Annotated in this window: 20 protein-coding genes, 1 other RNA gene and 2 pseudogenes; 11 read left to right on the top strand and 12 right to left on the bottom strand. The window is 65.2% G+C overall.

Annotated features, from left to right (window positions below; translation table 11 throughout):
- Positions 1-4: 4 nt before the first annotated feature.
- On the bottom strand, positions 5-931 hold the full coding sequence (locus GGD61_RS10000) for a catalase (RefSeq protein ID WP_092253966.1): 927 nt from the start codon (positions 929-931) through the stop codon (positions 5-7).
- A gap of 147 nt (positions 932-1,078) precedes the next feature.
- Positions 1,079-1,690, bottom strand: a complete 612-nt coding sequence (locus tag GGD61_RS09995) for a TetR/AcrR family transcriptional regulator (RefSeq protein ID WP_092253363.1) — start codon at positions 1,688-1,690, stop codon at positions 1,079-1,081.
- A 128-nt stretch (positions 1,691-1,818) separates the two neighbouring features.
- Between GGD61_RS09995 and GGD61_RS09990 the strand changes: the two genes are divergently transcribed.
- The 4 genes from GGD61_RS09990 to GGD61_RS09975 all read left to right on the top strand — a co-directional run bounded on the left by GGD61_RS09990 (position 1,819) and on the right by GGD61_RS09975 (position 8,545).
- Positions 1,819-3,048, top strand: a complete 1,230-nt coding sequence (locus GGD61_RS09990) for a cytochrome P450 (protein WP_092253362.1) — start codon at positions 1,819-1,821, stop codon at positions 3,046-3,048.
- Between the two features lie 142 nt (positions 3,049-3,190).
- Complete coding sequence (locus tag GGD61_RS09985) at positions 3,191-6,802, top strand: AsmA-like C-terminal region-containing protein (RefSeq protein ID WP_092253361.1); 3,612 nt, start codon at positions 3,191-3,193, stop codon at positions 6,800-6,802.
- Positions 6,803-7,149: 347 nt separating this feature from the next.
- Entirely contained in the window at positions 7,150-8,268 is a 1,119-nt protein-coding gene (locus GGD61_RS09980) for a DUF2336 domain-containing protein (protein WP_183230652.1), read from the top strand.
- Between the two features lie 34 nt (positions 8,269-8,302).
- Complete coding sequence (locus tag GGD61_RS09975; RefSeq protein WP_092253357.1) at positions 8,303-8,545, top strand: hypothetical protein; 243 nt, start codon at positions 8,303-8,305, stop codon at positions 8,543-8,545.
- Between the two features lie 154 nt (positions 8,546-8,699).
- Here the strand turns inward: GGD61_RS09975 and GGD61_RS09970 are convergent, their stop codons facing one another.
- Entirely contained in the window at positions 8,700-9,197 is a 498-nt protein-coding gene (locus GGD61_RS09970) for a GNAT family N-acetyltransferase (RefSeq protein WP_183230651.1), read from the bottom strand.
- A gap of 167 nt (positions 9,198-9,364) precedes the next feature.
- Complete coding sequence (gene cax / locus GGD61_RS09965; RefSeq protein WP_092253355.1) at positions 9,365-10,468, bottom strand: calcium/proton exchanger; 1,104 nt, start codon at positions 10,466-10,468, stop codon at positions 9,365-9,367.
- A gap of 218 nt (positions 10,469-10,686) precedes the next feature.
- On the opposite strand from cax, the gene GGD61_RS09960 reads away from it, so the two are divergent.
- Both GGD61_RS09960 and GGD61_RS09955 read left to right on the top strand, forming a co-directional pair.
- Positions 10,687-11,028, top strand: coding sequence for a hypothetical protein (locus GGD61_RS09960; RefSeq protein ID WP_409362459.1), 342 nt, complete (start codon positions 10,687-10,689; stop codon positions 11,026-11,028).
- Positions 11,029-11,186: 158 nt separating this feature from the next.
- Positions 11,187-11,948, top strand: coding sequence for an outer membrane protein (locus GGD61_RS09955; protein ID WP_183230650.1), 762 nt, complete (start codon positions 11,187-11,189; stop codon positions 11,946-11,948).
- 115 nt (positions 11,949-12,063) lie between these two features.
- Here GGD61_RS09955 and GGD61_RS09950 read toward each other — a convergent pair whose 3' ends face one another.
- From GGD61_RS09950 to ssrA, 8 genes are all read right to left on the bottom strand, one after another.
- Positions 12,064-12,513 carry a hypothetical protein gene (locus GGD61_RS09950; protein ID WP_183230649.1) on the bottom strand — a complete coding sequence of 150 codons (450 nt, stop codon included), beginning with the start codon at positions 12,511-12,513 and terminating at the stop codon, positions 12,064-12,066.
- 417 nt (positions 12,514-12,930) lie between these two features.
- The gene (locus tag GGD61_RS09945; RefSeq protein WP_183230648.1) at positions 12,931-14,802 is read right to left on the bottom strand and encodes a ferrous iron transporter B; all 1,872 of its coding nucleotides are present in this window, start codon (positions 14,800-14,802) and stop codon (positions 12,931-12,933) included.
- Positions 14,803-14,839: 37 nt separating this feature from the next.
- Complete coding sequence (locus GGD61_RS09940; protein WP_018319701.1) at positions 14,840-15,115, bottom strand: FeoA family protein; 276 nt, start codon at positions 15,113-15,115, stop codon at positions 14,840-14,842.
- Positions 15,116-15,229: 114 nt separating this feature from the next.
- Positions 15,230-15,481, bottom strand: a complete 252-nt coding sequence (locus tag GGD61_RS09935) for a ribbon-helix-helix domain-containing protein (protein ID WP_018319702.1) — start codon at positions 15,479-15,481, stop codon at positions 15,230-15,232.
- A complete protein-coding gene (locus tag GGD61_RS09930) occupies positions 15,478-15,681 on the bottom strand; it encodes a DUF4169 family protein (protein ID WP_018319703.1) in 204 nt (67 codons plus the stop codon). The genes GGD61_RS09935 and GGD61_RS09930 overlap by 4 nt, the downstream gene beginning before the upstream one ends.
- Positions 15,682-15,962: 281 nt before the next feature.
- Positions 15,963-17,411: a class II fumarate hydratase gene (gene fumC / locus GGD61_RS09925; protein ID WP_183230727.1), complete on the bottom strand. Its 1,449-nt coding sequence runs from the start codon at positions 17,409-17,411 to the stop codon at positions 15,963-15,965.
- 89 nt (positions 17,412-17,500) lie between these two features.
- A complete protein-coding gene (locus GGD61_RS09920; RefSeq protein WP_018319705.1) occupies positions 17,501-18,019 on the bottom strand; it encodes an SspB family protein in 519 nt (172 codons plus the stop codon).
- Positions 18,020-18,134: 115 nt separating this feature from the next.
- Positions 18,135-18,500: a transfer-messenger RNA gene (gene ssrA, locus GGD61_RS09915) on the bottom strand.
- Positions 18,501-18,632: 132 nt separating this feature from the next.
- Between ssrA and GGD61_RS09910 the strand changes: the two are divergent.
- The 5 genes and pseudogenes from GGD61_RS09910 to GGD61_RS09890 form a co-directional block, all read left to right on the top strand.
- Positions 18,633-18,934, top strand: a pseudogene (locus GGD61_RS09910) (chromate transporter); the annotation flags it as partial.
- Positions 18,931-19,462: pseudogene (locus GGD61_RS09905) on the top strand (chromate transporter). The pseudogenes GGD61_RS09910 and GGD61_RS09905, both read left to right, overlap by 4 nt.
- Positions 19,463-19,556: 94 nt before the next feature.
- On the top strand, positions 19,557-20,318 hold the full coding sequence (locus GGD61_RS09900) for a tripartite tricarboxylate transporter TctB family protein (RefSeq protein WP_092253349.1): 762 nt from the start codon (positions 19,557-19,559) through the stop codon (positions 20,316-20,318).
- A 7-nt stretch (positions 20,319-20,325) separates the two neighbouring features.
- Positions 20,326-21,840 (top strand): tripartite tricarboxylate transporter permease, encoded by a 1,515-nt coding sequence (locus tag GGD61_RS09895; protein ID WP_026202241.1) that lies wholly within the window; start codon positions 20,326-20,328, stop codon positions 21,838-21,840.
- A 179-nt stretch (positions 21,841-22,019) separates the two neighbouring features.
- Positions 22,020-23,000 (top strand): tripartite tricarboxylate transporter substrate binding protein BugD, encoded by a 981-nt coding sequence (locus GGD61_RS09890; protein WP_092253347.1) that lies wholly within the window; start codon positions 22,020-22,022, stop codon positions 22,998-23,000.
- Positions 23,001-23,053: the final 53 nt, after the last annotated feature.

Raw genomic sequence — 23,053 nt, 5'->3', positions numbered from 1 at the left:
CCGCTCAACGGCGCCTTGCCTGAGAGATGGCATAGGCGGCGCTGCGCGCTGCAAACATCTCGTCCGGCGGATGGCCGATGCCGTCGGCAAGATTGGCCGGATTGAACGCGGACCCGTCGCACGCCTCGTTTGATTCTGTGCCCGTGATCACGATCGTTCCGAGGCGTACCGCTTCGCGCGCATCCTCATCGGGCCAACGATCGGTCACGTCCATGACGGGGTCGCCGGGCCGGTCCAGCAGCGCCATCACGCTGAACCTGACATCGCGTGCCCCGATCCGGGCTTCGAGCTCGCCGCGCAGAAGGCCGGTGGACTCGGCTGCGGCGGCGTCCTCGGGCGGCCTGCCTTCCTCGCCGACCGGCGCGACCTTGAATTTGATGAACCGTGTCTCGCCATTTGCATTCGTCGCGGGAAAGGCGTGCACGCCCCAATAGGTCGTGCACGCAAGGCTTGCGGGCGGCGGATGCACGGCAAGGTAGCTTGCCTGATGCAGCGTTTCGGGATTGGCGGCGGAGAATGCCTCGACCTGCGCCATGTCCTGCTTGCCGTCCGGTCCCGGCATGCGCGCCTGGAGGAACGCCAGCATCTGGTCGAGCGTTCTGGCGAAATGAACCGGGGCGCTCTGGGTGAAGATCTCGGAGCGCTGCCCCTCGCTGCCCAGCCGGAAGCTGAAGCCACGCAGCGAGCACCTGTCAGTGTTCATCGCGTTCGGGGGGCAGCCGTCCGCCGAGAACCGCGCCAGCACCCGGGACGGCTTGGTGAAGCTGCGGGATCTGGTGATCTCCTCGGCCTGATGCGACGGGGTGTAGGTGCCGCGAACGCATTGGCTCCAGGCAAAGCTCGCCCGTGCCTTTGGCGGAAGCCCGGCAACCGCCTTCAGGGCATCGACAACAGACGTCGGCGGGGCAGCGCCGCTGGGGAACTTAGGCAGGACGAAACCCTGGGTTCGAACGATGGCGCTCGTTTGTGACGCAGGGCGGATCGAGCTTCTTTCCCAAAGCGGGCGCGCCTTGTCCGATCCTGCGACAAATCTCGCGGCTCGCTTGCTCGGGGCCACCGCGCGCTATGAAGACGCCCCCTAGTCCGACGCCAGCCCCGTCCTCCGCCGCAAATCCGTGATCGCCCGCAGAAAGCTGTCCGCAGGCGTCGTCTCGGGATCGATCAGCCGGTGCAGGCGAAAGCCGTCTTCGAGCGCCAGCACGACGGAGGCCATCCAGGGCGGATTCAGATTGTCGTTGCGTCCGTTGCTCTTCAACGTCGCCTCGACGATGTCGGCCACCAGCTTGCGCCGCGCGCGCAGGCGCTTGGCAAGCTCGGGACGGCGCTTCTCGGCGCGGGCGACGAACAGGATCATCTCCATGTGCAGCAGCGGCGAGCGGGCGAGGGGATCCTGCCGCGAGCGGTCCATCGCCTTCAGCGCAGCGATGAAGTCGTCGAGATTGTCGTGCTGGGCGAGGATGTCGAGGTTGCGCCGGATCGACTGCTCGACATGGTCCTCGAGCATGGCGATGATCAGCTCGTCCTTGCTCTTGAAGTTGGAATAGAACGCGCCGCGGGTGAAGCCTGCCGCCGCCGCGATCGCCTCGATGCTGGCGCCGCCGATGCCGTCCTGCTCGAACACGCGCGCGGCCGCTTCGAACAATTTGTCGCGCGTATCGTCCCTGGTCGGCCTGGTTCTCACCCTTGACATCGGACGAGGTTAGGGCAGAATGCAACTCGATACAACAATGTATCGAGTTGATAATTCAGGGATGGTTACGCCGGGCAGTGGGGCTGCGATCGGCGTATTCGTGTCATCGGCAACCGATTGAGGTCACCATGAACGAGCACGTGCAAGGCGCAGGCGGACCGCTGTTCAACCCGCTGTCGCCGGACTTCATCCGCGATCCCTATCCGCACTATGAACGGCTGCGCACGAACGATCCGATCCACGTGACGCCGTTCGGCCAGTTCGTCACCAGTCGCCACGCCGACGTCAGCCTCGTGATGCGCGACAAGCGCTTCGGCAAGGATTTCGTCGAGCGCTCCAAGCGCCGATATAGCGCCGCCATCATGGACGAGCCGGTGTTCCGCAGCATGAGCCACTGGATGCTGCAGGCCGATCCGCCCGACCACACCCGTCTGCGCGGCCTCGTCGTGAAGGCTTTCACCGCCCGCCGCGTCGAGGACATGCGGCCGCGCATCCAGGAGATCGTCGACCAGGCCATCGATGCCGTGATCGACCGCGGCCACATGGACCTGATCGAGGATTTCGCCTTCCGCCTGCCCGTGACCATCATCTGCGAGATGCTCGGCATCCCCGAGGACCATCGCGAGGTCTTCTACAAGAGCTCGCGTGACGGCGGGCGGCTGCTCGACCCCGTTCCGCTCACTGCCGAGGAGATCAGGAAGGGCAACGAGGGCAACCTGATGGCGCAGATGTATTTCCAGCAGCTGTTCGAGCTGCGCCGCAAGAACCCCGGGGACGATCTCACCACCCAGCTGGTGCAGGCCGAGGAGGACGGCAACAAGCTCACCAATGAGGAGCTGACCGCCAACATCATCCTCTTGTTCGGCGCCGGCCACGAGACCACCGTCAATCTCATCGGCAACGGCCTGCTCGCGCTCCACCGCAATCCGGACCAGCTTGCGCTGCTCAAGGCGCGCCCCGAGCTGATGGCAGGCGCGATCGAGGAATTCTTGCGCTACGATTCCTCGGTGCAGATGACCGGACGCGTCGCGCTGGAGGAGATCGAGGATCTCGGCGGCAAGAGGATCCCCAAGGGCGAGACCGTGCTGTGCCTGCTCGGCTCGGCCAACCGCGATCCCGCGGTCTATCCCGATCGGCCCGACCAACTCGATGTCACCCGCCAGAATGTGAAACCGCTGTCGTTCGGTGGCGGTATCCATTTCTGCCTCGGTGCCCAGCTGGCGCGCATCGAGGCCGAGATCGCCATTGCCACGCTGCTGCGGCGGCTGCCCGATTTGCGCATCGACAACGTCGAAAACCCGGAATGGCGGCCGACCTTCGTGCTGCGCGGCCTGAAGCGGCTGCCGGCGAGCTGGTGAGGCGCGCCGGCATTAACCTCCGCGCGCAACAGTCGCTGTGACTTCGCCACACTTCCCCCTATATAAGGGGCTGTTCCGGCACGCCTGAAGTCCACTAAGGCCAGGGTTTGGTCCGGATGCCGGTTTGGCCGAGGGGAGACCCGTGCAGACGACGCTGCTCGGATTGGCGATTGCCTTCATTATTGCGCTGCTGGCCGCGCTGATCGGGCCTTACTACGTCGACTGGAACCAGTTCAGGCCCCAGTTCGAGGCGGAGGCTGGCAAGATCATCGGCGTACCGGTGCGGGTCGCGGGCGAGCTCGACGCGCGGCTGTTGCCGGCGCCGACGCTGCGGCTGCGCCAGGTCACCTTCGGCGGCAACAACGATCTCGGCCGCCTGCGCGCCGACAAGCTCGATGTCGAGTTCAGCCTGGGCTCATTGATGCGCGGCGAATGGCGCGCCACCGAGCTTTCGGTAGGCGGCATGGCGGTCGATCTCGGCCTCGATGCCCGGGGGCGGGTCGATTTGCCCTCCACCGCGAGCGGCACCTTCAATCTGGCCTCGCTCGCCATCGAGCGGGTGAATCTCACCGGCCGCATTGCGCTCCACGATGCCGCCAGCCGTTCGACGCTGGAGCTGAACGACATCGGCTTCTCCGGCGACGTCCGCTCACTCGCGGGCTCGGTGCGCGGCGACGGCAGGTTCACCGCCGCCGGGGTGCGCTATCCGTTCCGCGTCTCCTCCGGCCCGAGCGCCGACGGCAGCGCCACCCGTCTCCATCTCAACATCGATCCTGGCGAGCGTGCCATCCTCGCCGATCTCGAGGGCGTGCTCGCCTTCGACAACCGCCTGCCGAAATTCGACGGTGCGCTGACGCTGGCCGTGCCGGCGGTCAAGAAGGCGGGTGAGGCGGGTCCAACGCCGTGGAAGCTCACGACCAAGCTTAGGGCGGATCCAGCCGGCGCGAAGTTCGAGCAGATCGACGCGAGCTTCGGCGCTGAAGACAATGCGCTGAAGCTCGGCGGCGTCGGCGACCTCAAATTCGGCGCCTCGCCGCTGCTGCGCGCGGTGCTGTCGGCGCGCCAGGTCGATGCCGACAGGCTCGCGGGCAAGGATGATGCCGAGCCGCTTCGCATCCTGCCGGCGCTGCGCGCGGGGCTGGCTGCCATTCCGCAGGCGCCGATCCCGGCGCAGATCGAGTTCAATTCCGACCAGATCATGCTCGGTGGCCGCCCGCTGCAGAACATCGCGGCCGAGCTTCAGACCGATGGAAGGTCCTGGACCTTCCAGCGGCTCGAGCTGCGCGCGCCCGGCATGACGCAGCTCTCGCTCAACGGCGCAGCTCCCGGCGCCGACAGTTTCAGCGGTCGTCTCAGTGTCGAATCCTCCGATCCTGACGCGCTGGTGGCCTGGTTGCAGGGCCGCAGCGAGATCAACCGCCGCAGCACGCGGCCGCTGCGCCTTGCCGGCGACGTAACCATCGCCGCCAACCATCTCGCCATCGACAGGCTGAAGGCCGACATCGAAGGCGGCGCCGTCACGGGCCGCATCGCCTTCGTGCAAACAGGCGCGAGCAAGGGCTCGCGGATCGACGCCGAGCTCAAGGCCGATCGGCTCGATCTCGACGCCGCCGCGAGCTTTGTGCGCGCGCTTGCGGGGCCGCAGGGCGAATGGCCGGAAGAGGCAAAGCTCTCGCTCGATATCGGCAGCGCGATCTCCGCTGGCCAGGAGTTGCGGCCATTCGGGGCAAAGCTCGGTTACGGCCCGGCATCGCTGTCGCTGGAGCAGCTGCGCTTCGGCCAGGCCGGCGGCGTGACCACGGAGGCGAGCGGCAGCTTCGACCGCACCAAGGCCACCGGCAAGCTCGCGCTGAAATCCTCGGCCAATTCGCTGCGCGAGCTCACCGCGTTGATCGAGCCGTTTGCGCCTGCGGTCCGCGCCCGTTTCGATGCCATCCCCTCATTACCAGGCGCGACCCGTCTCAAGCTCGATCTCAGCCTCGACAGGAATGCCGAGCATGCCGATCGCAGCAATGCCCGCGCCGTGCTCGACCTCGACGCGCCGCAGCTCAAGGCCACCGCGACGCTGTCCGCGCAGAAGCCGGTGGCGGCGGTCAACGGCATCGATATCGACAAATTGCGCAACAGCGACTTCACGCTGGACTCGAAGATATCGACGCCGCAGGCCGGCGCGCTGCTGGCGCTGCTCGGGCTCGATCGCGTGGTGGCCGCAGGCGAGGGCGCGTCGCAATTCGAAGGCAAGCTGACCGGTGCATGGCGGCGGCCTTTGCAATTGAACGCAAAGCTCAGCGGCGGCGGGCTCGACGCCGATGCGCAGGGCAGCGTCGAATTGTCGGAGCCGAAAGCCAGCGTGAACCTGCGCGTGCGCAACGCCAATCTGGCGCCGCTGTTCGGGACCAGCCCGGCCGGCAAATCGATGCAGGCCGTCAGCCTGTCCTCCCGCCTCACGCTCTCCGGCAACCGCCTGACCTTCGACGATCTCGACGGCAATGCAGCGGGCTCGCATTTGCGCGGTCATCTGGCGGTGACGCTCGATCAGGAAAGGAGCGTCGACGGCGAAGTCGGCCTCGATACGCTCGATCTGGCGCCCGCGCTGGCGATGGCCATCGGCGCCGCCGGGCATGAGTCCGGCGAGCCGCTGAGCGCGGGGTTGTTGGGCGGCTGGCGCGGCCGCATCGCTTTCCAGGCGTTGCGCGGGATGTTGCCCGGCGGCATCGAGCTGCGCCCGTTCGGCGGCACGCTGCGAAGCGACGGCCAGTCGCTCGCACTCGATGCATTAAAGGGCGGCCTCAGTGGCGGCGAGATGTCGGCGAGCTTCGACGCACGCAACGGCGCGAATGGTCTTGCGCTGAACGCGCGCATCGATCTCAGCAATGTCGATGCGGCGACGCTGCGCTACCGCGATCTCGCGCTGCCGAAGGGGCGCGCCTCGGTGCAGATGGCGCTGACCAGCCAGGGCCGCAGCGTCGCGGCACTCACCGGTGCGCTCGCCGGCAACGGCACGGTGACGCTGGACTCCGCGGAAATCGGCGGCCTCAATCCGCGCGCCTTCGAGATCGCGATTCGCGCCAGCGATGGCGGCCAGGTCGCCGACGACAACCGCCTGCGCCAGCTGGTCGAGCCCGCGCTTGCCGCCGCACCGATCGCGGTGGCCTCGGCGCAGATCCCGTTCACGATCCGCGACGGACGCTTGCGCGTCGGCGCCACGCCGCTGGAAGCGAAGAACGCCCGCGCCATCGTCTCCGGCGGCTACGACATTCCCGCCGACCAGGCCGACATCCGCGCCAGCCTGACGCCGATCATGACCGGCCTCTCCGGCGCCCCGCCGGAGATCCAGCTGTTCGCGGCCGGCCCTCCCGACAAGCTCAATCGCACCATCGACCTTGCGCCGCTGTCGTCCTGGCTTGCGGTGCGCACGATCGACCGCGAGACGCGCCGGCTCGACGCCATCGAGCGCGGCGAGCCGCCGCCGGCGACCGCGGCGCTGCCGACGCTGGTGTCTCCGGATGCAGCGCCCGAGCAGGCGCCGGTTAACGTGCCGCTGCCGGGCCAGGATCCGCGCCGCGCGCCGTCAAAGCCGAAAGCCGCGCCGTTGCCAAAGGCCCCGCAGGCAGCTCCCGCCGCGCCAAGCCCGCCACTCGCCCAACAGCTTGCGCCGCTGCCGCCGGCCATCGACGTGAAGCCCGCCCCGGGTCCGCCGCCCGCCAAGCCCAAGCCAAAGCCGCCGCTGGTGCTGACGCCGCAGAATCCGTAAGGGTGCCCTTGTTTAGAGAGATGAATCCGCGGGCTCGGTGCGACCTCTCCCGCTTGCGGGGGAGGTCGGCACGAAGCGCCGGGTGGGGGCTCTCTCCACATTGGGAGTCTCTCCGTTGAGACAACCTCTCCCCAACCCTCTCCCGCAAGCGGGAGAGGGAGTGCACCTTCCGCGCCCGTAAACCCATTCCCTCGCATTTGAATGAATTTTGCCCGGCAAAACTGATTTGCCGATTTTACCGAATTCTCGCGTTTGATCTCTAGCGTCAGTTCCCAGGGAATCCGGTGTCCCGCCACGAGCGGCGGGGCGGCGCGCCAAAAGAACTGCCAAGAATTGGGGTTATCGAGATGAACGGGGCGAAAACGCTTCTACAGGATCTGGACGACGCGATCGCGCGCGGCACTGACGAGAGTCGAGCAAAGGCGTTGTGGCATGCGACCGACATTCTGATCACCGGCCGCTACAGCGACGACGAGATCAGCATGTTCGGCGAGGTCATCGGGCGGCTCGCCGACGAGATCGAGGTCGCTGCGCGGGCGCAGCTCTCGGAGCTGATGTCGGCGTGCGATCACGCTCCGCTCAACGTCATCGAAAAGCTGGCGCTCGACGACGAGATCGAGGTCGCCGGTCCCGTGCTGCGCGACTCCACTCGTCTCGACGAGAAGATGCTGGTCGAGAGCGCCATGACCAAGGGCCAGTCGCATCTGCTCGCAATCGCCCAGCGCAAATCGATCGGCGAGGCCGTCACCGACGTGCTGGTCAAGCGCGGCGATCAGGAGGTCGTGACGTCGGTGGCCAGGAACGAGGGCGCGCGCTTCTCCGGTTCGGGCCTGTTGCACATGGTCCGGCGCGCCGAAGGCGATTCGATCCTCGCCGAGCAGCTTGGCCTGCGCAAGGACGTGCCGCGCCACATCTTCCAGCAGCTGATCTCGAAGGCGTCGGAAGACGTCCGCCGCCGCCTCGAGACCGAGCGGCCCGAAATGATGGCGCAGATCCAGAGCTCGGTGACCGAGGTCACCGGCGATCTCCAGTCCAAGTTCGGCCCGTCCTCGCGCAGCTATTTCGTCGCCAAGCGCGTGGTGACGACGCAGCATCGCCAGGGCAACCTCAACCAGGATTCGATCTCGAACTATGCGCGCCAGCATCGCTTCGACGAGGTGCAGATCGGCCTGTCGCTGCTGTCGGCGCTGCCGGTCGACGTGATCGAGCGCGCGATGATGGACCGCAACCGCGAGATGATTCTGGTGCTGTGCAAGGCGCTCGACTTCTCCTGGGATACGACCATGTCGCTGCTGTTCCTCGGCGCCAAGGATCATCTGATCACGGCGCGCGAGCTGCACGAAAACGAGCGCGATTTCGGCCGGCTCAAGATCGAGACCTCGCGCAGCGTCTTGAAGTTCTACCAGTCGCGCAAGACCGCGGATTCCGCCGCCGGCGGCCGTCAGCCCGAGCTTCAGGTCCACTGAGCATCGTCCCGGAATTCGAAGGGGAGTATTTGCAATGTTGCCTCAATTCGGCACCGCGGTTCGCAAGAAGAACCTCAACAGCGCCGTCACCGCCGATCTCGGCGGCGGAGCACCCGACAAGGCGTCGGTGGACGCGGCCTGGCTCGTGCTGGAAGCCGCCAACGACCTCGGCGACCACGCCGCGATCGACGCCTGCCGCCGCGTCATCGACGCCGAGCTGACCGGCACGGTGGCCGGAAGCTCCGACATCGATCTCGTGCTGGGGTATTTCAGGTAGGATCCGCGAGGCCGCGCGGCGACGTCATCATGCATAAACAACAAGCTAAAGCGCGATGACGCTCCATCCTGATCGCATCGCGCCTTAAGGGGCTGGGCGGCTCAACCTCTTGCGCGGTGGTTACGTCGTCACCGCGCAGGAGGACCCGCGGCTTTCATCGACGGATTCGGTAGATCACCATGTCCTCGCCGTGACGGATCGTGCTCCGCTCGACCAGGTAATTCGATTTCTCCAGCACACGGCGCGATGCGCCGTTTGCGACATAGACGATGCCGATGAGAGACGGCAGCTCGAGTTGTGACAGCCCGATCCGAGTGAGCGCAGTCGCGATCTCGCTGGCAAATCCGCGGCCCCAGATGCCGCGCACGAACGCGTAGGCGATCTCGATCTCGTCGACGTCATCCACCAGGATGTGCCGGATGCCCGCCCGTCCGGCAAAGGCGCCGTCTTTCGTGCGCAGGGTCCACAGGCCGAAGCCGTATTGATCCCAATGCGCCATGTTGGCGACGAGATATTTCTCCGTTGCCTCCGCCGAGCGCACGCCGCCGAGATAACGCGACGCTTCGGGATCCAGATGGAGCGCGACGAGGTCGGCGAGGTGACTTTCGTTCAGCCGCTCGGCGTTCAGGTTGTCGGTACTGAAGCGATTCATGGAAGCAGAGTGTCGCCCGGAGCTGGTCGCGATCTGGATGTTATCGAGGCCGATGATGCCATCGTGCCGCTGTTTCGCCCGACAGGTCAACCGGCGCGCGGCGCTTTAGGTCGTTGTTCAAGCATGATCTTTTCGGAAAACCGCTGCGCACTTTTCCGGATCATGCTTTAGACCGGGCCGTGCGACCCGGGCGGGACCATGTAGAGCGTCATCGCGAAGATCGCGTAGATGCAGAGCAGGAGCGCGCCGACGAACCAGGCGGAGCGTCCGCCATTGGTGACGAAGCTCGTCACCACGGCGGCGATCATGACCATGGTCACCGCGCCCGGCCAGAATTGAAGATCCATGGGCTGCGGCCCGACAACGTAGCTCAGCAGCACGAGAACGGGTGCGACGAACAAGGCGATCTGGCTGGCGCTTCCGAGCGCGATGCTCACGCTCATGTCGAGCCGGTTGCGGCGTGCCGCGGAAAACGCCACGGCCATCTCGGCCGCGGCCCCGACCAGGGCAACGACGATGAACCCGACGAATGCCGGCGTCATGCCGAGCGTTTCGGCGGCCTTCTGCACCGACGCGACGAAGATTTCGCTCACGAGCGCAACCAGCACGGTGACGATCCCCAGTGTCGGAACGGCGATTGCAAGCGGCAGTATCGGGCCGCCAGCCTCGCCATGGTCGCTGCTTGCAAACAGCTCCTTGTGCGTCTTCAGCGAGAACAGCAGGCTGAGACCATAGGCCGCGATCAGCAGGACCGCCAAGGCGGTGCTCAAGCGCTGCACCGTCGCCTCGTGTCCGGGAAAGTCGAGATCGGCCACGGCCGAGGGTGACAATAGGGCAATCGTGGCCATCAGCAGCAGCGCGGAATGGAGCCTGCCACCTGCCCGGTTGTATTCCTGCACGCGATGCCTCAATCCGCCCAGGAACAGCGATGCGCCCAGCATGAACAGCGAGTTGGTCACGATCGCACCCGCGATCGAGGCTTTGACCAGCATGTATTGACCGGCCTGCAACGCTGTGACCGCGATGATGAGCTCCGTGAGATTGCCAAGCGTGGCGTTCAACAGCCCGCCGACCGCATCGCCTGTCTTCTCGGCCACGGCCTCCGTCGCGTGGCTGAGCAGGCTCGCGAGCGGCACGATGGCGATCACGGCCAGCACGAACAGCAGCGTATGCGCGTCCGGCATGACGTGCTCGAGCACGATCACGACAGGCACGACAATCAGCAGCCACAGCAGCGGGCTGTGCCGGATTTCCCTGAGGAGCGCATTCATGGTCCGTCCTTCGCGGTCAGACCTCGACGCTGCCGCCGGAGAGGGGCCCGGTGTTGATCTAGCTCAACGGCTTGCGCGCCCTCGAACCGGCGCCTCAATAGCAGGGCGGCTGATATCCGCACGCCCGGCGATAGCCATAGGCGCCATAGGCGGCAGCTCCCGCCGCTGCTGCGCTGCATCTGGCCTTCCTCGCTGGCGAATTCGACAAGCCATTCGAGTTGATCTGCATCAAGCGATGCGATCACGGCCAAACCACAACAGCAACCGGGCTGGTTGGCGAGGCGTTGGTGCGAGCGATGATTCCGACTTGGTACGTCACCTTTGAAGTTCGAAAACGGGGGCTACTTTTGAGACAGCGGAGTCCGCGTGAGACGAAGACTTTCGCGACCGAGCATGAAGCCAAGCTGTTCGCGCGTGCCAGGCTCGACGAGGGGCTTGCGGTCTTTGCAGGCACGATCAACCCCCATCTTCCCAGGCGGCTCATCCCATCCTCCGGCATCCACGCTTGGCTTGCCGACGAACAAGACAGCACTTCGCTCTCCGAGATGGATGGCGAGTAAGCACGTTATCGTGCACAGACGTGGCGCTTGGGTGTTGCCATTTTGGTACGGGCCAAAGCTTCCCTCGCGCGTAACCTTCGAGACGTTCGCAATATGCACGCCAGCTGCATAAGGCTCAATTTTTGAACGGAAGAGATCTAGGAAAAGGGGATACGACGATGAAGAAGCTCTCGATAGCTGCGATCGGCTTCGCGGCGCTGAGCATGGTGGCTCCGGCCATGGCTGCCGATATGGCTCTCAAGGCAGCGCCGCCGCCAGTACCTGTGATGGCAGTCTATAACTGGACGGGATTCTACATCGGCGCCAACGGCGGCTGGGGGCAAAGCCATGGCTGCGTGGACTTCGTGACGGCCGCAGGGACGCTCGCAAGTGGTTGCGCCGATCGCTCCGGCGGCTTGATCGGCGGACAGCTCGGGTATCGCTGGCAGACCAATCAGTTTGTGCTCGGCCTGGAAGCGCAGGGCGATTGGGCCGAGATCAAGAACACGCGTGTCAGCCTGATTGATCCGCTGGTCTCGACCACGGGCAAGACAGATGGCATCGGGCTCTTTACGGCCCAGGTAGGTTGGGCATGGAACGCCTCGCTGTTCTACCTGAAGGGCGGTGCGGCGGTGACCCGTAATCGCTTCGACATTTTCAACAACGTCACGGGCGTTGGCCTCGCCTCCGCAGGTCACACGCGCTGGGGCGGTGCTCTCGGTGTTGGCTGGGAATACGGCTTCACGCCGAACTGGTCGGTCGGTGTCGAGTACGACCATCTCTGGATGGGGCGCGACAACACCGCCTTCGCAGCCGGCGTGGTCACGCCCGGCGGGCTCGCGCTCACGGGCAGCGGCGTCACCCAGGATATCGACATGGTCACACTTCGGCTGAACTATCGCTTCGGCGGTTACGGCGCGCCGGTCACGGCTCGCTACTGATCTCAGGTCTTCCCGGTGAACTCAGGCCCCGGCATCGACCGGGGCCTTTTTCGTGGGAGATGAACAGACGCGAGAATGTCCGGCGTGTTCGAGTGCCGCACGAGCGCCATTGCGATCACCAGTCCCGGTAGCCAAACCACCCGAACTGTGGTTGCCGCGCCGCCAGAACCATCTGCGGCGTCGGGTGTCGTTTCGATCGCGTCGCAATGTGTTGCGGCCTTCGCGGCCGCTTGTGCTCGACGGATTCGCGCGGCGGCGAGTCCGCGCGCGCCATCGCGAGTGCATTGGCAACCGCGGATGTCTCCGCCCGAATGACCGGCGGCTCTGTGCGGGCGAGGGAAGGAGGCTCTGTAGTCGAAGGTGCAGATGCGACCGCCACGATCACTGGCGCGGTCATATCGAGGACCACACGCTCGGGCCATTTGCGGTCCGAGTGAATGCGTATGGTCGCCCGATCCGCGATCGTCCTCTCGGCGATTTGCGCGCCGGGCAGACAAAAGTCCGCAACGAACAGGAGCGCGAGCAACGCCGCTCCGACCTTCCAGAAATAGGCCAATAACGGCATCCCGGTCGCTCCGTGCCCCCACAATGGCCCAGCTTGCGACGACGTTCCGCCAGTTTCCGACTCGTTGCGCGAGGCAGCTTGATCCAGATCAAGTGCGCGAAATATCTCCAACCTGGTCCTGGCGACTCTTTGATGATGTCATTGCATCCATGCTTTGCCCGACGATGCCGCGCCTCGGAAGCAGCATGCAGCTCGACCGCTGCCGCAGCTTCGCAGCAGTCTGGTCGCGCGTCGGCAAAGCTCGTGACTTGCGAGCCAGACCTGTGCGGCATCGATGATTCTCGGGAGAATGGCATCGTGCCAGTTTTTCGCCCGACCAGGCAGCCGAGACGACTCTCGCCCGCGCGTAAGCCATTGATTTCACAGCCCCCGTCTACTGTGCATGGGGTTGTTTTCGCGATTTTTGTTTTGGAGGGGCTAGCCGGCGCCCAGCGCCACCGCGACGTTGTAGGTCAGGAGGCTCGCGGCATAGGCCAGCACCAGCATGTAGGTGAAGGTCACGGCCATCCAGGTCCAGCTTCCGGTCTCGCGCCGGATCACGGCCAGCGTCGAGGCGCATTGCGGGGCGAAGATGTACCAGGCCAGCATCGACAGCGCGGTGGCGAGCGACCATTTCGTCGCCAGCACCTGGCCGATCTGCTCGGCCGCTTCCTTGCCGCCTTCGATCGCATAGACGGTGCCGAGTGCCGCGACCGCGACCTCGCGCGCCGCCATGCCCGGGATCAGCGCGACCGCGATCTGCCAGTTGAAGCCGACCGGGGCGAGCAGCGGTTCGAGTGCCTTGCCGATCATCGCGGCGAGGCTGAAGTCGATCGCGGGTTCGGTCGCGCCCGCCGGAGGCTGCGGGAACGAGGCCAGGAACCAGATCAGCACCATCATCGAGAAGATCGTGGTGCCGGCGCGGTACAGAAACATCTTGGCGCGGGTGAAGATGCCGATCACGATCGATTTCAGCCTGGGCATCTTGTAGTCCGGCAGCTCGAGCATGAACGGCGCCGGCGCATAGTCGCGCAGCATGAAGAACTTGATCAGGAATGAGACGAGAAGCGCGCTGATGATGCCGCAGGCATAGAGGCCGAACATCACGAGGCCCTGCAGGTTGATGAAGCCCCAGACGTCCTTCGCAGGGATGAAAGCCGAGATGATCAGCGTGTAGACCGGAATACGCGCCGAGCAGGTCATCAGCGGCGCGATCAGGATCGTGGTCAGCCGGTCGCGCTTGTTGTCGATCACGCGCGTCGCCATGATGCCGGGAATGGCGCAGGCAAAGCTCGACAGCAGCGGAATGAAAGCGCGGCCGTGCAGGCCGGCGCCGCCCATGATGCGGTCCATCAGGAACGCGGCGCGCGCCATGTAGCCGAAATCTTCCAGCAGCAGGATGAACAGGAAGATGAGGATGATCTGCGGCAGGAACACGATGACGCTGCCGACGCCGGAGATCACGCCATTCTGCAGGAAGCTCTGCAACAGGCCGTCGGGCAGGGTGGCCTGCACGAGCTCCCCGAGCCCGTCGAAGCCGGACTTGAGCACGTCCATTGCCGGTTGCGCCCAGGCGAACACCGCCTGGAACATCACGAACAGGATCAGCGCGAGCACGATGAGGCCGCCGACCGGATGCAGCACGATCGCGTCGATCCGCGCGGTCCATGTGTCGGGCCTGGCAGGCAGGCTGACGCAGTCGGCGATGATGCGGTCGGCCTCGCGCTGGGTCGCGCGCAATTCGGAGACGCTGAGCGCGCGCCAGTTGTTCGCCTCCGCCTCGGCGGCGAGCTTTGCCGAGACCTCGTCGGTCAGCTTCAAGAGGTCGGCGGTGCCGCCCTTGCGCACCGCGATCGAGGTGACCACGGGCAGGCCGAGCTCCTTGGCGAGCCGCTCCGTGTCGACGGTGATGCCGCGGCGGGCCGCGATGTCGAACATGTTGAGCACGAGCAGCATCGGCCGTCCGGTGCGCTTGAGCTCGAGCAGCAGGCGGATGGTCAGCCGCAAATTGGTCGAATCGGCCACGCACAGCACGAGGTCGGGCACGGTCTCGCCGGAGGCCTTGCCGAGCACGAAGTCGCGGGTGATCTCCTCGTCCGGGCTGCGGCCGCGCAGCGAATAGGTGCCGGGCAGGTCGACCACCGAGACCTGGCGTCCCAGGGGAGTGACGAAGAAGCCTTCCTTGCGCTCGACGGTGACGCCCGGATAGTTCGCGACCTTCTGCCGGCTGCCGGTCAGGGCATTGAACAGCGAGGTCTTGCCGCTGTTCGGCGTGCCCACCAGGGCGAGATGCAGCAGGGGTAATTCCATGGAATCACTGGTCCGGGATCAGAGGTCCGGTCGCTGTCTAGGCGACGATGATGGCCATGGCCTCGCGGCGTCGGACCGCAATCGTGATGCTGTCGACCCGCACGGCGATCGGGTCGCGCCCGACCAGCCCCTCGTGCAGGACCTCGACCCGGGCGCCCTCGACGAAGCCGAGCTCGATCAGGCGGCTCTCGAGCTCGATGTCGGAGAGCGCCGAGCCCGCCTCGCGAGCGGAAAGATGCTGGATGACGCCGGTATAGCCGCGCTGGGCCAGACCCAGCGGCATGTGCGGGCGCGTGTCATTGGTGTCGGTCATGCCCTGTATTTTCAACGCAAGGCATTGAGGTCAAGCGCGCGCGCTCGCTGAAACCGCATCTTAGAGTGATTTTAAAGTGCAGGTCGCGGAGCGCCGTCCAAGGCGCCCCGGCGGTTACTGGGCCGCGACCTTGTCCGGCTGGGGGGCCATGGCCCGGCTCTTGAAGTAGTCCAGCACGAACAGGCGGATCGCCGACGACAAATTGCCCTGCTGGCGGTTGTTGTCGATCTCGCCGACCAGCTCGGACAACGTCATGTTGCGCAAGCCGGAGATCTCCTTCATGCCGTTCCAGAACGCCTCTTCCAGGCTGACGCTGGTCTTGTGCCCGGCGACGACGATCGACCGTTTCACGACGGGCGACTTCATGGCTGCTCCTCGCGATCGATCTGGTGCTGGTCCAACTGATGCTGGTCCAGATGCGCCTTCGCCTTGTCCGCGCGCGTCTCCTGCGCCGACCGTTCCGCCTTCGTGCGGCCGAACTTCGTCCGGTTGGCGTCCGCCTGCTTCGCCGAGGCTTCCCGTTCGGCGCGCTTCCTGAAACGATTCAGGTTGATGACGTTCCCCATGCCGCGTCTCCATCATCCGATCCTTTCCAGGCAGGATGAAACACTCAGAAACAGGGTGCCGCACTGCGCCCCACAAGACTTGATCGCCATTCGCTTGTCCTCGTCAATCGGCCTCTCGGGCCATCAAACGATGAATTTCGCCCCCGTCGAGGGGCGGAAGGGCTGCGTAGCACGCCGTCCTGCCGGAACATTGACGGTAATCAAATCCCGCCCCCAAAGCCGCACATTTCTAGGGCGACGAGCGTCCGTATCATTACGGATGGCTATCGGAATTCGGAGTTCTATCCCGGGCTGGTCATCTTCTCGGGGCGTACCAGGCGATCGAACTCATCAGCCGAGACGAAGCCGAGCCGCAGCGCTTCCTCCTTCAGCGTGGTGCCGTTGGCGTGGGCCGTCTTGGCCACCTTGGCGGCGTTGTCGTAGCCGATCTTCGGGGCGAGCGCCGTCACCAGCATCAGCGAACGCTGCATCAGCTCACTTATGCGCTTTTCGTCGGCACGGATGCCGCTCACGCAATGCTCGGTGAAGGATCGCGCCGCATCCGCCATCAGGCGGATCGAGTGCAGCATGTTGTAGGCGAGCACGGGCTTGTAGACGTTGAGCTCGAAATGGCCCTGGCTGCCGGCCACCGTGATCGCGGTGTGATTGCCGAACACCTGGCAGCACACCATGGTCATCGCCTCGCACTGGGTCGGATTGACCTTGCCCGGCATGATCGAGGAGCCCGGCTCGTTCTCCGGCAGGATCAGCTCGCCTAGCCCTGAGCGCGGGCCCGATCCCAAGAGGCGGATGTCGTTGGCGATCTTGAACAGCCCTGTCGCGACCGAGTTGATGGCGCCATGCGCCAGCACGTAGGCGTCGTTGGAGGCCAGTGCCTCGAATTTGTTGGCGGCGCTGGTGAAGGGCAGCTTCGTGATCCCGACCACGTGCTTGGCGAAAAGCTTCGCGAAGCGCGGCTTCGAGTTGAGGCCGGTGCCGACGGCGGTGCCGCCCTGCGCCAGCGGATAGAGGTCCTTCACCGCGACCTTGAGCCGGGCGATGCCGCTTTCGACCTGCGCGGCATAGCCGGAAAACTCCTGGCCGAGCGTCAGGGGCGTGGCATCCTGCGTATGAGTCCGGCCGATCTTGACGATTTTTGCGAACGCTTTCTCCTTCTTGCGCAGCGCGCGGAGCAGCTCATCGAGCGCAGGAATGAGGTCGGCATTGATGCGACTCGCGGCCGCGACATGCATCGCGGTCGGGAACGAATCGTTCGACGACTGGCTCATGTTGACGTGATCGTTGGGATGCACCGGCTTCTTGGCGCCGAGCTCGCCGCCGAGCAGCTCGTTGGCGCGGTTGGCGATCACCTCGTTGAGGTTCATGTTGCTTTGTGTGCCCGAGCCGGTCTGCCACACGACAAGCGGGAAATGGTCATCGAGCTTGCCCTCGATCACTTCGCGCGCGGCGCGGATGATGGCGCCCGCGCGGCGCCGGTCGAGCAGGCCGAGCTCGAGGTTGGACTGCGCGGCCGCGAGCTTGACGATGCCGAGCGCATGCAGGAGCGCGATCGGCATGCGGTCGGTGCCGATGCGAAAGTTCTGGCGCGAGCGCTCGGTCTGCGCCCCCCAATAACGATCGGAGGGGACCTCGATGGGGCCGAAACTGTCGGTCTCGATGCGGGTGGCGGGGCGGGCAGTCTTCGATCGGTCAGTCTTCGAGCGGGCAGTTTTGGCCATGAGCACATCCATCCTGCCGCCCGAAATGCCGCGCGGCCGTTTCATGTGCTCTTCTATATAGACAGTTTGGCCGGGCGCGATGGCTTCGGCCCCAACCTAGATCATTTCTTGCGGAAACGATCGAGCCGCACGACTTCGGCGCCGCCCTGGTTCGGAGCCGCCGGCTCCTCCGTGCCCTCCGCCGTTTCAGGGGCAGGCGTCTGCACGGCGACGGCCGACGGCGCGGGAGCTGTCGGCAGCGTTTCGGGCGCGACCTCGGCGACGTCGGACGTGTCGAACTGCAGGCCGAATTTCACGGACGGATCGAGGAAGCTCTTGATGGCGCTGAACGGCACGATCAGCCGCTCCGGAATGCCGCCGAAGGACAGGCCGACCTCGAAGCGATCCTCGAGCACGGTCAGGTCCCAGAACTGATGCTGCAGGATGATCGTCATCTCTTCCGGATATTGCGCCAGCAGCCGCGGCGACAGCTTCACGCCCTCGGCCTTCGACACGAAGGTGATGAAGAAATGGTGCTCGCCCGGCAGGCCCTGGGCCGCGGCATCGGTCAGCACCTTCCGCAGCACGCCGCGCAGCGCGTCGCGGGCCAGCACATCGTATCGGATATGATCGGTCGCCATGGTGGTCCTGTTGCATCCCCGAAGCCGGACCGTGCCGACCCGACTCGCCAAGCCGCAATAGTACCGCGCCTGACGGGTCAGCAGGAGTCCCCGCCGGGGAAGAAATCAAGAGTAAAGTGGAGGCTTCTGTTGCCAGGTGCCTCCGAACCCCGCCTAACGGAGCTTAACCCGTTAGGACTTTAAGATGGTCTTTCAAACTGCGTTACGCAGCCTGAGCAACCGGAGCAAAGTTGTCGTTGGCAACTATTGCAGTAGCCCGATAACGGCGGAACAATACCGGGAAAAAGTACGCCCTTTACGCCCTCGTCGATCCTATTTCGCCCCCGCCAAAGCCCGCTTCGGGATGACCCGTTGGTGGGCTTTGGTGGAGGCGCCGGGTACCGCCCCCGGGTCCGAATGGTTTATTGCGACGACCGTTTATTTCCATAGCCGGCGAACCGGCAGCCCCAATATAGGGCGCAAAGGGTTTGAAAAACAGGGGGTTTTGAACGTTCCCGCGCAGTTCCCTTGGGATAGGTTCCGGACGGAGGGGCACCTGGCCTTAGCGACGCCGCGGCCGGCGTTCTAAGCTTCTGAGATGTCCGAGGATTCAGCACCGGCCGGCCGAGCGCCAGGCCTGTTGCTGCCGCCGACGCTGATCATGACGGTGCTTGCGATCATCTACGCCCGTTACGGCGACCTCGACGTGCTGCGCCGCAGCCTCGCCGGCATCTCCTGCGCGGCGGTAGGATCGCAGTAGTGGTCCGCATGATGACGCCGCTGCTGAAGCGGACGGATCCCCTCGCATTGATCCTGATGGCCGGCGTGTTTCTCGCCATCGGCGTGCTTCGCCTGCCGCTTCCGGCGGTGCTGCTGGTCGCGATCCCCGTCAGTGTCGGCGCCACTTTTTTCCTGCGGCGGAAAGTAGCAGCATGAAGCCCGAGAATCCGATCTGGGCGCTGATCTCCACCTTTGGACTGATGTCGCTGTTCGCGGTCGGCGGCGCCGCGGCGGCGGTGGCCGAGATGCACCGCATCGCGGTCGAGGTGCATCACTGGATGACCGACAAGCAGTTCACCGACGCCTACGCGATCGCGCAGCTCTCGCCAGGTCCGAACGTGCTTATCGTGACCTTAATCGGCTATGCCGTCGCCGGCATCCCCGGCGCACTGGCGGCGACGGCTGGCGATGTGCCTGCCGACGGCGCTGCTTGCCAATTATGTCAGCCGCCTCCTCAATCGGCCCAGCAAATCGCGCTGGCCCGGCTTGATTCAAGCTGCACTGGTTCCGCTTTCGATCGGATTGATGGCGGCAAGTGCCTTGATCCTGGCCCAGTCGACCGATCGCACAATTGCTGCAGTGCTTCTGACCGCAATGGTTGCGGTGATCGCCGCGGTCCCGCGCATCAATCCACTCTGGCTCCTGCTCGCCGGGGGACTGTTGGGTTTTGCTGGCATTGTGTAATGAAAATCGCTAGGCGTGATCCGGGCGGGGGACCCAGTTCCAGCCGATTTAGAACAACAGTGCTCGTGACTTACCGGTCGCGGAGGAGACATGCATGGCCGATACGATGGGCCACACGGCGACAGCCACCCGAAATACCCAGGTGGCGCTCGGCTTCTGTCTGCTGGCGATTGCGCCGCAGATTTTCGAATTCATCTGGTCGATAGGGACGATTTTCGGTTGGGGCGCGGGACGCGGCCCGGCCACGGTCGTGATCAGCCACGCCACCGCGTTGCTCGCCGGCGCGCCCAGTACGTTGATGGGAGCGGCCACCGGTGACACCAAGAAGGCGTCGTCCGAGGTGCTGCTGGCGCTGATCTATTCCTATCCGATCTTCGTGGTCGCGATCGTCACGCTGTTCATGACCATCAGGTCGGCGCAGGACTATGTCGGCGGGGTCATCCTGATGGCGCTGGCCCTGTTTGCGCTGTGGGCCTCGAGCGATCTGCAGGGGATGCGCGGCTTCTCCTTCGGCGCCGGCACCGCGCCGCGGATGTTCGGCGGACTGCTGGTCGCCTTGTCCGCCGGCATCGCCCTGACCGGACTTCTGACCGATGGGCCGACGATGGCCCATTACTCGTGGCGCGGGCCGCTGTTCGTGATGGCCGCGATCCTGTTCTTCGCGCTGGCGATCCGGCCGCTCGGCCTCGTGGTCACGGCCTTTGCGAGCTTCATGATCGCCGCGACGGGGTCGCATGAGACGCGCTGGCTGGAGGCCGCCATCGTCGGCGCCTGCCTGACCATCGGCTGCGCGATCCTCTTTCCCTACGTGCTCGGGTTGCCGATGCCGATGTACCCGCGTTTCATGATCCAGTGAGGGTGTGATGGATATCTTTGCCAACCTCGCTCACGGTTTTGCCGTCGCGCTGACCCCGATCAACCTGCTGATGTGCCTGATTGGCGCGCTGGTCGGCACCCTGGTCGGCGTGCTCCCGGGCATCGGCACCATCGCCACCGTCGCGATGCTGCTACCGATCACCTTCGGATTGCCGCCGGTTGGCGCGCTGATCATGCTCGCCGGCATCTATTACGGCGCCCAGTATGGCGGCTCGACCACGTCGATCCTGGTCAATATTCCAGGTGAGGCGACATCGGTCGTCACCGCTATCGACGGTCACCAGATGGCCAAGCAGGGCCGTGCCGGCCCGGCGCTGGCGATCGCGGCGATCGGCTCGTTCTTCGCCGGCTGCGTTGCGACCGTGCTGATTGCCCTGCTCGGCGCGCCGCTGACCAAGCTGGCGCTGGCGTTCGGTCCGGCCGAGTATTTCTCGCTGATGGTGCTCGGCCTGATCTTCGCGGTCGTGCTGGCCAAGGGTTCGGTGCTGAAGGCGATCGCGATGATCGTGTTCGGCCTGCTGCTGTCGATGGTCGGCTCGGACATCGAGACCGGCGCCTCGCGCATGGCCTTCAACATTCCAGAGCTCGCCGACGGCCTCGGCTTTGCGACGGTGGCGATGGGCGTGTTCGGCTTCGCCGAGATCATCCGCAATCTCGACCATGGCGCCGAGATGAACCGCGATCTCGTGCAGCAGAAGATCACCGGCCTGATGCCGACCAAGAAGGACCTGCTCGACTCGACGCCGCCGATCCTGCGCGGCACCGTGCTCGGCTCGATCCTCGGCATCCTGCCCGGCGGCGGCGCGGTCATCGCCTCGTTCGCGGCCTATACGCTCGAGAAGAAGCTCGCCAAGAACCCGTCGCGGTTCGGCCGCGGCGCGATCGAGGGCGTGGCGGCGCCGGAAAGCGCCAACAACGCTGCGGCGCAGACCTCCTTCATCCCGCTGCTGACGCTCGGCATCCCGCCGAACGCGGTGATGGCGCTGATGGTGGGCGCGATGACCATCCACGGCATCGTGCCGGGTCCGCAGGTGATGCAGAAGCAGCCCGACCTCGTCTGGGGCATGATCGCCTCGATGTGGATCGGCAATCTGATGCTGATCATCATCAACCTGCCGCTGGTCGGAATCTGGGTCCGGTTGCTTCGTGTGCCGTACCGGCTGATGTTCCCCTCGATCGTGATCTTCTGCGCGATCGGCATCTACTCGGTGAACAACGCGCCGGTCGACGTCATCCTTGCCGGCGTGTTCGGTCTCGTCGGCTACTGGCTGATCAAGCACGATTTCGAGCCGGCACCGCTGCTGCTCGGAATGGTGCTCGGCCCGCTGATGGAAGAGAACCTGCGCCGTGCGCTGCTGATCTCGCGCGGCGACTGGAGCGTGTTCCTGACGCGTCCGCTGTCGGCGGTGCTGCTCGCGATCGCGGCGAGCCTGCTGCTGCTCACGGTGCTGCCTGTGTTGCGATCGAAGCGGGACCAGGTGTTCACCGAGTCTGAGAACTAGGGCATGATCCGGAAAAGTGTCAGGCGGTTTTCCGGAAAGATCATGCTCAAGTGAAAAGCCGCCTGCGTCGGCGCGCCGCATTCGGAAGTCGAATCGACTTGTGTTACGGCTTCGTGAAATGAAAATGCCGGCCTTTGGGCCGGCATTTTGCTGTGTCCAAGGGAACGACGGGGATCGACATGACCTTCATTCGCGCGCTCACGAGCGCATGTGCCGCAGCGCTCGCCTCGCTGTGCGCTTTTGTTGCGCCGGCTGAGGCGCAGACTTATCCGACGCGCAGCATCACCATGATCGTGCCGTTTGCGGCCGGCGGCCCGACCGACGTCGTCGCGCGCATCGTCACCGGGCATATGGCGCAGACGCTGGGACAGAGCATCATCATCGAGAACGTGGTCGGCGCCGGCGGCACCACCGCAACCACCCGCGCCGCGCGCGCGGCCAATGACGGCTATGCGCTCATCACCGGGCATATGGGCACGCATGCCGCCTCGGTGCCGCTCTATCCCAAGCTCGCGTATCATCCCGAGAAGGATTTCGAGCCGATCGCGCTGCTCGCGGGCACCCCGATCCTGATCCTCGCGCGCAAGGACTTTCCGCCGAAGGATTTGAAGGAGTTCGTGGCCTATGTGAAGGCCAACGCCGAGAAGGTGAATGCTGCCCATGCCGGCGTCGGCTCGGTCTCGCACGTTTCCTGCGAGCTCCTGCACTCGATCCTCGACATCAAGCCGGTCGGCGTGCCCTTCAACGGCACGGGACCTGCGATGAACGCGCTGGTGGCGGGGCAGGTCGACTACATGTGCGACCAGATCGTCAACGCCGTGCCGCAGATCAATGCCGGGACCATCAAGGCCTATGCGATCGCAACGCCGGAGCGCAATCCGTCGCTGCCGAACGTGCCGACCACGGCAGAAGCGGGCCTGCCGAAATTCCAGGCCCAGGCCTGGAATGCGATGTTCGCGCCCAAGGGAACTTCGCCGGCGATTCTGGCCAGCCTGAACGCTGCGGCCAGCAAGGCGCTCGACGACGAGACCGTGAAGAAGCGCCTGCTCGAGCTCGGCAGCGTCATCCCGGGCCCTGCGGAGCGGACGCCGGAGGCGCTGGCCACCCTCGTCAAGAACGAGATCGCGAAATGGACCCCGGTGCTCAAGCCGGCAACTTAGGCAGTGCGATCAAGCCGATAGGGCAAGGGGCGGGACTTGGGTTCCGCCCCTTG

Source organism: Bradyrhizobium sp. SBR1B, assembly GCF_014198205.1.
Lineage (GTDB): Bacteria > Pseudomonadota > Alphaproteobacteria > Rhizobiales > Xanthobacteraceae > Bradyrhizobium.
The sequence above is the reverse complement of the archived record's forward strand: the minus strand, read 5'-3'. Positions and strand labels throughout refer to the sequence as shown.

Coding starts and splice junctions, on each gene's coding strand:
- cax (WP_092253355.1), bottom strand. CDS start 10,468: ATGAATGCGCTCCTCAGGGAAATCCGGCACAGCCCGCTGCTGTGGCTG.
- GGD61_RS09945 (WP_183230648.1), bottom strand. CDS start 14,802: ATGGAATTACCCCTGCTGCATCTCGCCCTGGTGGGCACGCCGAACAGC.
- GGD61_RS09955 (WP_183230650.1), top strand. CDS start 11,187: ATGAAGAAGCTCTCGATAGCTGCGATCGGCTTCGCGGCGCTGAGCATG.
- GGD61_RS09970 (WP_183230651.1), bottom strand. CDS start 9,197: ATGAATCGCTTCAGTACCGACAACCTGAACGCCGAGCGGCTGAACGAA.
- GGD61_RS09930 (WP_018319703.1), bottom strand. CDS start 15,681: ATGGGGAACGTCATCAACCTGAATCGTTTCAGGAAGCGCGCCGAACGG.
- GGD61_RS09890 (WP_092253347.1), top strand. CDS start 22,020: ATGACCTTCATTCGCGCGCTCACGAGCGCATGTGCCGCAGCGCTCGCC.
- GGD61_RS09900 (WP_092253349.1), top strand. CDS start 19,557: ATGGCCGATACGATGGGCCACACGGCGACAGCCACCCGAAATACCCAG.
- GGD61_RS09940 (WP_018319701.1), bottom strand. CDS start 15,115: ATGACCGACACCAATGACACGCGCCCGCACATGCCGCTGGGTCTGGCC.
- GGD61_RS09995 (WP_092253363.1), bottom strand. CDS start 1,690: ATGTCAAGGGTGAGAACCAGGCCGACCAGGGACGATACGCGCGACAAA.
- GGD61_RS09980 (WP_183230652.1), top strand. CDS start 7,150: ATGAACGGGGCGAAAACGCTTCTACAGGATCTGGACGACGCGATCGCG.
- GGD61_RS09975 (WP_092253357.1), top strand. CDS start 8,303: ATGTTGCCTCAATTCGGCACCGCGGTTCGCAAGAAGAACCTCAACAGC.
- GGD61_RS09920 (WP_018319705.1), bottom strand. CDS start 18,019: ATGGCGACCGATCATATCCGATACGATGTGCTGGCCCGCGACGCGCTG.
- GGD61_RS09950 (WP_183230649.1), bottom strand. CDS start 12,513: ATGCCGTTATTGGCCTATTTCTGGAAGGTCGGAGCGGCGTTGCTCGCG.
- GGD61_RS09895 (WP_026202241.1), top strand. CDS start 20,326: ATGGATATCTTTGCCAACCTCGCTCACGGTTTTGCCGTCGCGCTGACC.
- GGD61_RS09935 (WP_018319702.1), bottom strand. CDS start 15,481: ATGAAGTCGCCCGTCGTGAAACGGTCGATCGTCGTCGCCGGGCACAAG.
- fumC (WP_183230727.1), bottom strand. CDS start 17,411: ATGGATGTGCTCATGGCCAAAACTGCCCGCTCGAAGACTGACCGATCG.
- GGD61_RS09990 (WP_092253362.1), top strand. CDS start 1,819: ATGAACGAGCACGTGCAAGGCGCAGGCGGACCGCTGTTCAACCCGCTG.